At 51.7% G+C, this 11,133-nt stretch carries 9 protein-coding genes; 7 read left to right on the plus strand and 2 right to left on the minus strand.

Annotation, left to right across the window (positions count from 1 at the left end):
* Nucleotides 1-90: 90 nt before the first annotated feature.
* The 4 genes from DW039_RS07250 to DW039_RS07265 all read left to right on the plus strand — a co-directional run bounded on the left by DW039_RS07250 (nucleotide 91) and on the right by DW039_RS07265 (nucleotide 6,133).
* A complete protein-coding gene (locus DW039_RS07250; protein WP_016272434.1) occupies nucleotides 91-369 on the plus strand; it encodes a LysO family transporter in 279 nt (92 codons plus the stop codon).
* Nucleotides 366-968, plus strand: coding sequence for a lysine exporter LysO family protein (locus DW039_RS07255; protein ID WP_005830487.1), 603 nt, complete (start codon nucleotides 366-368; stop codon nucleotides 966-968). Before DW039_RS07250 ends, DW039_RS07255 begins: the two co-directional genes overlap by 4 nt.
* Before the next feature lie 72 nt (nucleotides 969-1,040).
* Nucleotides 1,041-4,184 (plus strand): glycoside hydrolase family 2 TIM barrel-domain containing protein, encoded by a 3,144-nt coding sequence (locus DW039_RS07260; RefSeq protein WP_117704099.1) that lies wholly within the window; start codon nucleotides 1,041-1,043, stop codon nucleotides 4,182-4,184.
* Between the two features lie 20 nt (nucleotides 4,185-4,204).
* Nucleotides 4,205-6,133, plus strand: a complete 1,929-nt coding sequence (locus tag DW039_RS07265; protein ID WP_120381830.1) for a trehalase family glycosidase — start codon at nucleotides 4,205-4,207, stop codon at nucleotides 6,131-6,133.
* A gap of 154 nt (nucleotides 6,134-6,287) precedes the next feature.
* On the opposite strand, the gene buk is transcribed toward DW039_RS07265, so the two are convergent.
* A complete protein-coding gene (gene buk, locus DW039_RS07270) occupies nucleotides 6,288-7,370 on the minus strand; it encodes a butyrate kinase (protein ID WP_005830498.1) in 1,083 nt (360 codons plus the stop codon).
* Nucleotides 7,371-7,414: 44 nt separating this feature from the next.
* Complete coding sequence (locus tag DW039_RS07275) at nucleotides 7,415-8,335, minus strand: phosphate acyltransferase (protein ID WP_005834523.1); 921 nt, start codon at nucleotides 8,333-8,335, stop codon at nucleotides 7,415-7,417.
* A gap of 258 nt (nucleotides 8,336-8,593) precedes the next feature.
* Here DW039_RS07275 and DW039_RS07280 point away from each other — a divergent pair, with 258 nt between their 5' ends.
* The 3 genes from DW039_RS07280 to DW039_RS07290 are packed head-to-tail and all read left to right on the plus strand — an operon-like array spanning nucleotide 8,594 to nucleotide 11,002.
* Nucleotides 8,594-9,532 (plus strand): LD-carboxypeptidase, encoded by a 939-nt coding sequence (locus tag DW039_RS07280; RefSeq protein ID WP_005830507.1) that lies wholly within the window; start codon nucleotides 8,594-8,596, stop codon nucleotides 9,530-9,532.
* Entirely contained in the window at nucleotides 9,529-10,542 is a 1,014-nt protein-coding gene (locus DW039_RS07285) for a M28 family peptidase (RefSeq protein WP_005830510.1), read from the plus strand. The genes DW039_RS07280 and DW039_RS07285 overlap by 4 nt, the downstream gene beginning before the upstream one ends.
* Nucleotides 10,543-10,579: 37 nt before the next feature.
* Nucleotides 10,580-11,002 carry a SufE family protein gene (locus DW039_RS07290; protein ID WP_034525971.1) on the plus strand — a complete coding sequence of 141 codons (423 nt, stop codon included), beginning with the start codon at nucleotides 10,580-10,582 and terminating at the stop codon, nucleotides 11,000-11,002.
* The last annotated feature ends 131 nt before the right edge of the window (nucleotides 11,003-11,133 follow it).

Here is an 11,133-nt window from a genome sequence, read left to right on the forward strand (position 1 = left end):
TCAAACCTCAGAAGCGCCTCCCCCTCTTTGAACAGGAGGTGCTTTTGAGGGTAAGACAGCTTTCCATCTATTCACAAAACCATACAGACAATGTTTACAATCATCGGACTAATGCTCACAGGAATGCTGCTGGGCTACCTCTTACGGAAACGGGACTTAAAGAAGGTCCATCCAATCATCACCCTGCTTATCTGGCTGCTACTGTTTATCCTCGGTATTGAGGTAGGAAGTAACGAAGAGATTATCAGAGGACTCCATACCATCGGATATGAAGCCGTTGTCCTCACCTTGGGAGGGACCTTGGGAAGTGTTATCGCTGCTTGGGCACTCTGGAGAGCCTTGTATAAAAGGAAAGGAGGCAGGGCATGAAAGGAAGTCTTATCATTGTGGGCTTTTTTGTATTGGGTACGATTTGTGGTGTGTGCCATCTGCTGCCTTTTGATATTGCAGAAACCAATATCAGCTACTACGCGCTTTGCGCGCTGATGTTCAGTGTAGGGTTGAGCGTAGGCAACGACCCGCAGACCCTGAAGAACTTCCGTTCACTCAATCCGCGACTGGTATTCCTGCCCATCATGACGATACTGGGAACACTGGCAGGTTCGGCAGCCGTCAGTCTGATTCTGACACACCGTTCTATAACGGACTGTCTGGCCGTAGGCTCGGGATTCGGCTATTACTCGCTCTCCAGTATCTTCATTACCGAATACAAGGGAGCCGAGCTGGGCACCATCGCCCTGCTTGCCAATATCAGCCGGGAGATTCTGACACTGCTGGCCGCCCCGTTGCTGGTACGATGGTTCGGAAACCTTGCCCCCATCTCTGCCGGAGGAGCCACGACGATGGACACCACACTGCCGATCATCACACGGACAGCCGGACAGCAGTTTGTCGTAGTTTCCATCTTCCACGGGTTTGTGGTCGATTTCAGCGTTCCGTTCCTGGTGACATTGTTCTGCTCGATATAGGGCTTTTACCCTCTTTTGACAGACACCGGTCTCTGACAAGAGCCATTTTTATATCACTAAATCCTATTAATAATGAAAACCAAACTTTATACCTTTCTCCTTTCTTCGCTGCTTTGCACCGGTGCCCTGGCCGACAACGAGCCGTGGCAGAACCCGCAAGTCAACGAAATGAACAGAGAACCGATGCACGCCCACTTCACTCCGTTTACGAATGAAGCCAACGCATTGAAACAACGTGCCTTGCCCGCCGACGTACGGTTCGACGTTAATCCTGCAACGGAACGCCGTATCACTCTGGACGGCACCTGGAAATTTCTTTTTTCAAAGAACAATGACCTCTGCCCCAAAGACTTTCACAAGCCCGGATTCAGTACCCGCAAGTGGGGTAAAATTGAAGTTCCGGGAAGCTGGGAACTGCAAGGCTTCGATGCACCTATCTATACAGATACCCGTTATCCGTTCCCCCCCAATCCGCCCTACGTGCCTACCGACTACAATCCCGTAGGTGCTTATATCCGCGAGTTCACCATCCCGGCAGGTTGGGAAGGCATGGACGTTTTCCTCGATTTCGAAGGAGTGGAGTCTGCCTACTATGTATGGGTAAACGGCGAATTGGCGGGTTATGCCGAGGACAGCCGCCTGCCGTCGCACTTCAACATCACCAAGCTGCTGAAGAAGGGCAACAACAGACTGGCTGTAAAAGTATTCCGTTATAGCGACGGTTCCTACTTGGAAGGCCAGGACTACTGGAAATACAGCGGCATCGAACGGAGTGTTTATCTCTACGCCCGCCCCCAGAGCCGCGTCAAGGACTTCCGGATGACAGCGGAACTGATAAACAACTACAAGGATGGCGAACTAAAGCTGGACGTATTCCTCCATCGGCCTAAAGCCGGAGAAACGGTGGAAGTCAAGGTAATGGACAAGGACAAGGTTATCTATGACCGGAAAAAGTCCATAACCTCTGCCACAGACACTTTGTTTACCCAGCAGCAAGTGTTCCCGAATGCACGAGCCTGGAATGCCGAAACACCGAACACCTACACGCTGGTAGTCAGCACCTTTGATGCACAAGGGAAACCTCTGGAATCCTTTACGCACCTTTTCGGCTTCCGTACCGTGGAAATGATGAACGGCATGCAGATGATTAACGGCCGGGCCGTCCTCTTCAAGGGAGTGAACCGCCACGAGCACGAAGCCGTCAAAGGGCGCACCGTCAGCGTAGCTTCCATGATACACGACATCCAACTGATGAAGCAGTTCAACCTGAACGGCGTGCGCAACTGCCACTACCCGAACAACCATGCATGGTACGAACTTTGCACGGAGTTCGGCCTCTATATGGTAGACGAAGCCAACATCGAAAGCCACGGCATGATGTTCCACAAAGATGAGACCCTTGCCAACTACCCCGACTGGGAGGTGCCTTTCATGCAGCGGATGAGCCGTATGATTGCGCGCGACCGTAACTACTCCGCCATCGTGACTTGGTCCATGGGCAACGAGTCGGGCTACGGCAAGCACTTCGAAACTCTGTATGACTATACCAAGAAGATAGACCCCACCCGTCCCGTACAATACGAAGGGGGTGGTTACAACTCTAAGAGCGACATCTATTGCCCCATGTACGCACGCATCTGGAGGTTGCGCCAACACGTGAACCAGCGTGATGCCCGCCCCATGATTCTCTGCGAATATGCCCATGCCATGGGTAACAGCGTAGGAAACTTCCAGGACTACTGGGACTTGATTTATAAGTACGACCAGCTGCAAGGCGGTTTCATTTGGGACTGGGTAGACCAGACGTTTGCCATCAAGGACGAGAACCAGCGCGACATCTGGGCTTTTGGCGGCGACATGGGATTTGTAGGTGTCGTCAACGACTCCAACTTCTGTGCCAACGGCCTGGTTGCTGCCGACCGCACCCCGCACCCGCACATTTACGAAGTGAAGAAGGTATTGCAATACATCCACTTCGAACCGCTTGCCTTCACCCCGAACAAGATAAAGGTCACCAACTGGCACGATTTCATCGGATTGGAAGGATATACCCTCCGCTGGGCAGTGGAATGCGACGGCAAGACCGTTCAGAACGGTGAGATGGATTTCCCCAAGATTGCTCCCAGAAACTCTGCCAACATAGAATTGCCACTGAAAGCGCTGCCTGCCGACGGCAAGGAGTATTTCCTCACACTGCGTGCATTCACCAAGCACGAAGCGCCATTAGTACCGAAAGGACACGAGGTTGCCATCGAACAATGGGAATTGCCTTCTGCACCGTCAGCCAAAACCGTTCAGCCGGTGGAAGGAACGCTGACCGTAGACCGCAACAACGAAACACTGACCGTGAAAGGCAACAACTTCCAGGTAGCTTTCTCTACCCGAAACGGTGAAATGACAGAGTTGAACTACACCGGAAAGAATCTGATTAAAGAAGGGCTACAACCCAACTTCTGGCGCCCGTTGACCGATAATGATATTCCAAATGGGCACCTGATACGCTGCGGCACCTGGAGAAACGCCGGACGCGATGCCAAACTGCAGAACATCGAAGTTGCAGAAGCCGGACAAACGGCTACTGTCACTGCGACCTACCGCATGGAAGAACAAGATGCTGATTTGCAGACTCTCTACAAAATCACTCCCGACGGCAAGGTTCAGGTAACCATGCACTTCACCCCCGGCAAGAAGCCATTGAGCGAGATGCCTCGTCTGGGCATGCGCATGATACTCCCTGCCGAATATGAAATGATGACCTGGCTGGGCCGTGGTCCGCAAGAGACGTACGCCGACCGCAAGACGGGAGCATTGATAGGCCTCTACAACGCCACGGTGTGGGAACAATTCCATCCGTATGTACGTGCCCAAGAGACGGCCAATCATTGTGACGTACGCTGGGTGGCCCTGCGCAATGCTGCCGGTGAAGGTCTGCTGGTAGTGGGCGAGGAACCGTTGAGCGTAAGCGCCTGGAACTTCCCGATGGAGGACATTGAATACCGTCCCTCACAGATGGAGCGCCGCCACGGTGGAAGCATCCAGAAGAAAGATATGATATGGCTCAACATCGACCACAAGCAGATGGGCGTAGGCGGTGACAATACCTGGGGAGCACAAGTTCATCCCGAGTACACCATCACTCCGCACGAATGGAAATACAGCTTCACGCTCGCCCCTCTCGCACCGGAGGATGATGCGGCGGAACAAGCGCACAAATAACCGTTAAATACCTCATTCATATGAAATACAAATTTATACGCATACTCTGCTTCACATTGTTGGCTGCAGGCATCGCAGCCTGCACCCCCGGCATGAAAAGCACTACGGAGAAACGGTATGCCTTCGCCGACATACTGGACATCTCCTACACTCCCGACACTCTGCACCGCTGCTACGGTTGGTTCACCGACGCCGGCTCGTGGATGGGCTTCACGCTGCCCGAACGGCAACAATGGGTCAACGGCTTCTGCGGCCCCTTCAGCCTCGATATGTTCCGCCGCCAGTGGATGGCACAGTCAGCCGCCGTCGTAGGCTTTGCCAAAGATACACAAAACATTTTTGTTCCGGATTCCACTTGCTATTACCCCGGCGAGCTCTATATGTCGGCACATTCCACCCACGGGAGCATCACGCAACGGCTCAACTTCACAAGTGCCTCGACCGCCTTGCTGCGCATCGAAGCCGACACGGCTGAAGACCTGCTGCTCTCCGGTAGCCAATGGGGCAAAGACATCACCGTCAGCGTAGAACAGAACTCCGTCATCGCCCGTCATCCCAGTGGCGAAACCGTAACCGTGACCTTCACTCCTAATGTAGAGCTGGCCAAGACCGACAATAACTATACAGCCCTCGTCCGCTCTCCGCGCTACCCTGTCAACGTAGCCATCTCTTTCTTCACTTCCGAAAAAGAGATGACTGCCAACCTGCAAAACCTGCCGAGCCTGCTCAACAATCCCGCCCCCGCCCTGCAAGCCAATGCCGAACGTTGGGAAGGTTACCTCACCAAGATACTGCGCAAGGACATGAAGCCCGAATATGACCGTATCGCCGTGAAAGCCGTCACCACGCTCATCTCCAATTGGCGGACACACCGCGGTGGATTGCTTCACGAAGGTATCATCCCGAGCCATGCCGTAGGCTATTTCGTCGGCTTTTGGGCATGGGATAGCTGGCGCTTCAGTGCCGGAACCGCCAAATTCGACCCCGAACTGGCCAAGAACAACATCCGAGCCATGTTCGACTACCAGCAACCGGACGGCATGATTATCGACTGTATCTACACCGACCCCTCCGAGAACAATGCCCGTGACAGCAAGCCTCCCTTGGTATGCTGGGCTGTCGATGAAATATTTACCCATACGGGTGACACCGCCTTCGTTGCCGAGATGTATCCGCAACTGCTCTCCTATTATAGATGGTGGTACGAGAAGCGCGACCACAACCGCAATGGCATGTGCGAGTACGGTGCTACCGACGGAACACTGGAAGCTGCCGCCTGGGAAAGCGGCATGGACAACGCCATCCGTTTTGACGGCGCCGTGATGCTGAAAAACGGAGGCTACGAGGATGCCTGGAGTATGGATCAGGAGAGTGTGGACTTGAACGCTTATCTGGCACTGGAATGCAAACTGCTGAAGAAATTCTCCAGCCTGCTGAAGATACCTTTCGACGCACCGGACTACAGTAGCCAGGTAGCCGACTATTTCTTTGACAAGAACATCAACTTCTTCTGCGATCGCCGCCTGAAGGACGGTTCATTCATCGAAGAGCCGGGCTGCGAAGCCTACACTCCGTTGTGGACCCGGATTGCCACACAAGCGCAAGTGGACAGCATGCTGCCCATGCTTCAAGATACGGCAAAGTTCTCCACGTATATCCCCTTCCCGACCATTGCCGCCGACAATCCCAAATACAATCCGCGCGGCTACTGGCGTGGCCCCATCTGGCTGGACCAAACCTACTTTGCCATCCGCGGACTGCGCAACTACGGCTACAACCGGCTGGCAGATGAATATACGCTGCAAGTCTTCGACCGCCTGAGTGGCCTGAAAGAGGGTGCTCCCATCCACGAGAACTACGGAACCCATACCGGCGAACGCCTGAAAGCTCCCCATTTCAGCTGGAGCTCCTCACATCTGTTGATGATGTACGACGATTACGGTAAGTAAACCGGGATTCCATATATGTCATAACTCACCACAGATTACACAGATTCACACAGATAAATATGTCAGATATCAATAAACTAAAAAAATCTGCATGAATCTGTGTAATCTGTGGTGAGTTATGACACTCTCATGAAGAACAAAAGCGATATGATTATTATCGGTAAACCTGCACCGGAAGTTCTCCACGCAAAGCTCCCAGCGCATTCATTACCAATGCTTCCAATTCGTCTTCTCCGGGATAGACGTGAACAGGGGCAAGAAAAGAGACACGCTCCTGCAACCGCGAAGTGATGTACTCGGAATGTGCCATACCTCCCGTAAGCAGAATGGCGTCCACCTTGCCATAAAGCACAACAGCAGCACCGCCTATCTCCTTGGCAATGCGGTAAATCATGGCATCAAGCACCAAAGCGGCATGGGTGTCTCCCTCAGCGATGCGCCTCTCTATGGCGGGAATGTCGGTAGTACCCAAATGGGCGGCAAGTCCCGCCTTGCCGGAAATACGTTTCTTCAGTTCTTCGGTAGTGTAACGCCCCGAGTGACAAAGGTCTATCAGTTGCCCGGCGGGCAGGGTGCCTGCACGTTCGGGCGAGAAAGGGCCGAAACCGTCGAGGGCATTGGGCACGTCCACCGCACGGCCGTGGCGGTGGACTCCTACGGAAACGCCTCCACCCAAGTGACAGACAATCAGATTGAGGTCTTCGTAATGCACGGGAGCTTCGGGCTGCAGGGCACTACGCTCGGCAGCATAGCGCCGGGCGATGGCTCGCTGGTTCAAGGCGTGCCAGATGGTGATGCTGGGCATCAGAGGCGAACCGGTGATGCGTGCCACATCGTCCAGTTCGTCCACCACGCCGGGATCGGCTATGAAAGAGGGGCAGCCGGGCAGCATGGCGGCAAGTTCGTGGGCTATCAGACAACCTAAGTTGCAGGCGTGGGTACGCATGGCGTGGAGCATATCGTCCAACATGGCATCGTTCACGGCATACACACCGCCAGGAATGGGTTTCAACAATCCCCCACGGCCGACGATGGCATCGAACTTAAAGGGAATGTCATTGGCCTCCAGCGCTTCCAGCACCAAGTGCTTGCGGAATTCGAACTGGTCGATGATGCGGGGAAATTGGGAAAGCTCCTCCACCGAATGCCGGATGTTGAGTACCAGACGGGGAGTTTCATCCTCATAGACAGCAATTTTTGTCGAGGTGGAACCGGGATTTACTGCCAGTATTTTCATTGATTACGATTTACAAATTACGAACTACAAATTACTAATTACAATCAAGGCTCTTTCACCCCGCTGGTCAGGCAAGCCATGGCAATGCTGTAATATTTGGACAAACCGGAATCGCTACGCGACGGTAATACCACCGGACATGAGGGTCCTTGCAGCAACCCGGCCATATCGGCATGAGAAAACAGAGATACAGCCTTATAAAAAGCATTGCCCGATTCGATGTTTGGGAATATCAACACATCCGCCTCCCCGTCAATCGGTGATACAATGCCTTTGATGTTACCGCTCGTCTTCTCACAAGAGGTCTTCACATCCAGCGGGCCGTCGATGATGACATTGCCGAACTCTCCGGCTTCCGCCAGTTCCACAATATTCACATAGTCCAATGAATGGGGGAATTTGGCGCTTACCTTCTCCGTGCAATGAATCAGCGCGATACGTGGCTGCTCTATCCCGAAATGGCGGCAAGTATGGATGGCATACCAAATCATTTCAATGCGCTGTTGCAGCGTCGGGCGGGGAATGACCGCAGCATCGGAGAAAAAGAGCAGTTTATCGTAAGTAGGTATCTGCATCACGGCCAGATGGGTCAGAATCTTTCCTTTAGGCAACAAACCATGTTCCTTGTCCAGAATGGCACGTAGCAAATTGTCGGTATTGATGATGCCTTTCATCAGGATGTCCGCTCCACCCTCGCGTACGATACGCACCGCCTCACGTGCAGCCTCATCGGAATCTTCTATATGCAAGGTACTGACATATTGAGGATATTTCTTCAAGGTGGGATATTTTTCCAATATGGCAGAATCGCCAATCATCAGAAATTCCGCAATCCCTTCCTCCAAGGCACGGGATATGGCATATTCTGTATTAGGGTCATTGGCACAGACTACCGCAATACGTTTCCTCTTATTCAAGGTTTTCAGGTGGGCTGTTAACTGGGCAAAGTTCCGTATCGGTTCCATAACGTTAGATTTTTAGCAAATATCTAAAAAAATGTCGAGAAATACGGCATTTGCCCCATTGAAATTTTATATGTTTAATATCATTTTGATATGTTCACCACAGATTACACAGATTGACACGGATTTGAACAGAATTTGAGTTACTCTGTTGATTATATATCATATATAACCTCCCTCTCTTCTGTTAAAAATCCGTGTTAATCTGTGATATCTGTGGTGAATTGTGTACTTTTGCCCAAAATAGATTGATAATATAATATGGGTAGTCTTATTTTCCCTCCGTATCTGCAGGAAGGTGACCGTGTCATTGTTCTCTCCCCTTCCAGCAAGATTGACAAATCTTTCCTGAAAGGCGCCTACAAACGTTTGAAGTCCTGGGGGCTGGAAGTCGTATTCGCAAAGCACGCGGGGAGTTCCAACGGAACGTATGCAGGAAATATCCGGCAACGCCTCGAGGACCTGCAGGAAGCCATGGACGATGAAGAAGCCAAAGTCATATTCTGTAGTCGGGGCGGTTACGGAGCCGTGCATCTGATAGGCAAACTGGATTTTACCAAGTTCAGGCAGCATCCCAAATGGCTCATCGGATTCAGTGACATCACCGCCCTCCATAATCTGTTCCAGCAGAATGGCTTCGCGTCGTTGCACGCCCCCATGGCGCGCCATCTCACAGTAGAACCGGAAGACGACTTCTGCACACAAGCACTGAAGGATATACTATTCGGGCAGGCATTGGGAGGAACCGAAGCATTCAGTTATGTCTGCCCGGGGCACAAACTAAATCATAAGGGAGAGGGAAAAGGCGTGTTGCGCGGCGGCAATTTGTCTGTGTTCTACGGGCTGCGTGGTACTCCTTACGATATTCCCGCCGAAGGCACCATCCTCTTCATCGAAGATGTGGGAGAACGCCCGCATGCGGTGGAACGCATGATGTACAATCTCAAACTGGGCGGTGTCCTCGACAAGCTTTCCGGTCTCATCATCGGACAATTCACCGAATACGAGGAGAACAAGTCCCTGGGAAAAGACCTATATGGCGCATTGGCCGATTTGGTGAAGGAATACGATTACCCGATATGTTTCGATTTTCCCGTCGGACATGTCAGCATGAATGTACCGCTGATAAACGGCGCTGCGGTAACACTGAAAGTTGGAAAGAAAGAAGTGAAACTAAGTTTTAATACAGAAAGAGAATGAAACGGAATTATACATTCATCCCGTTGCTGCTGTTGCTGATTGTAGCGATAGTGGCATGCAGCAACAACAGCAGCAAGTCTGCAGCCGATAATGACAGTGAGGGCGATGCGACCAAAGCGACTGTCCAAGTGCCCCAGTTCAGTGCAGACAGTGCATACCAATACATACAGACCCAAGCGGATTTTGGTCCGCGCGTGCCCAACACCGCCGCCCACAAAGCCTGCGGAGAATTCCTTGCCAAGAAGCTGGAAGAATTCGGCGCCAAAGTATACAACCAGCATGCCGACCTGGTGGCTTACGACAACACTATCCTGAAAGCGCGCAATGTTATCGGCGCCTATAATCCGGAAAGCAAAAGGCGTGTACTGCTCTGTGCCCATTGGGACAGCCGTCCTTATGCCGACCAGGATGCCGACAAGACGAAGCATCACAGCCCCATCCTGGGTGTGAACGATGGAGCCAGCGGTGTGGGCGTATTGCTCGAAGTGGCCCGCCAACTGCAACAGCAGGCTCCAGCCATCGGCATCGACATCATCTTCTTTGACGCTGAAGACTATGGCATCCCCTACTTCTATCAAGGTGCATACAAGAACGACACTTGGTGCCTGGGCTCGCAATATTGGGGACGAGTACCCCATGTAGACGGCTATAATGCCCGCTACGGCATCCTGCTCGACATGGTAGGCGGAAAGAACGCCACCTTCTACAAGGAACAGTTCTCTCAAAGAACCGCCGGTAAGTACGTGAACAAGATATGGAACACAGCCCACCGCCTGGGCTTCGGCAACTTCTTCCCCAAAGAAAAAGGCACCGAAGTGACAGACGACCATATGTATGTATACAACCTGCGGCAGATTCCCTGCGTGGACATCATCAACTATGACCCGAACTGCGACACCGGCTTCGGTGACTTCTGGCACACGATAGACGACACCATGGACATCATCGACAAGGGCACTCTCAACGCAGTGGGACAGACCTTGCTCGAAGTCATCTACAATGAGAAATAGACAATCAAATAGTAAATCGTAAATAGTAAATTCCATGATAAGTATCAACGAAGTACAAGATGAAGTAATTGCCGAATTCAATGATTTCGACGATTGGATGGACCGGTACCAACTTCTTATTGATTTAGGAAACGAGCAGGAACCGCTCGACGAAAAATACAAGACGGAACAAAACCTGATTGAAGGTTGCCAGAGCCGCGTATGGCTGCAGGCAGACGAAGTGGACGGAAAAATTATTTTCCAGGCCGAAAGCGACGCACTGATTGTGAAAGGAATCATTTCACTGCTTATCAAAGTACTCTCCGGGCACACACCGGATGAGATACTGAACGCCGACCTCTATTTCATTGATAAAATAGGACTGAAGGAACACTTGTCGCCCACCCGTAGCAACGGACTGCTGTCTATGGTAAAGCAGATGCGAATGTATGCGCTGGCCTTCAAAGCGAAAGACATCTAAAGGTTACGACCGACAATATATAAGCTAATAATCAGCAGATTATATTTACCGGATGTTTACCCTATAATGTAAAAGCCGTTTGTCTTATCCTGATATAGGTAGACACATTTACAAACTAATAAATGTGTTAC

Origin of the sequence: Bacteroides sp. AF39-16AC, assembly GCF_003602735.1 — a bacterium.
Taxonomy (GTDB): domain Bacteria; phylum Bacteroidota; class Bacteroidia; order Bacteroidales; family Bacteroidaceae; genus Bacteroides; species Bacteroides uniformis.

Excerpts from the sequence above, each read along its gene's own strand:
- DW039_RS07280 (WP_005830507.1), top strand. The coding sequence starts at position 8,594 with ATGGGTAGTCTTATTTTCCCTCCGTATCTGCAGGAAGGTGACCGTGTC.
- DW039_RS07255 (WP_005830487.1), top strand. The coding sequence starts at position 366 with ATGAAAGGAAGTCTTATCATTGTGGGCTTTTTTGTATTGGGTACGATT.
- DW039_RS07275 (WP_005834523.1), bottom strand. The coding sequence starts at position 8,335 with ATGGAACCGATACGGAACTTTGCCCAGTTAACAGCCCACCTGAAAACC.
- DW039_RS07285 (WP_005830510.1), top strand. The coding sequence starts at position 9,529 with ATGAAACGGAATTATACATTCATCCCGTTGCTGCTGTTGCTGATTGTA.
- DW039_RS07265 (WP_120381830.1), top strand. The coding sequence starts at position 4,205 with ATGAAATACAAATTTATACGCATACTCTGCTTCACATTGTTGGCTGCA.
- DW039_RS07260 (WP_117704099.1), top strand. The coding sequence starts at position 1,041 with ATGAAAACCAAACTTTATACCTTTCTCCTTTCTTCGCTGCTTTGCACC.
- buk (WP_005830498.1), bottom strand. The coding sequence starts at position 7,370 with ATGAAAATACTGGCAGTAAATCCCGGTTCCACCTCGACAAAAATTGCT.
- DW039_RS07250 (WP_016272434.1), top strand. The coding sequence starts at position 91 with ATGTTTACAATCATCGGACTAATGCTCACAGGAATGCTGCTGGGCTAC.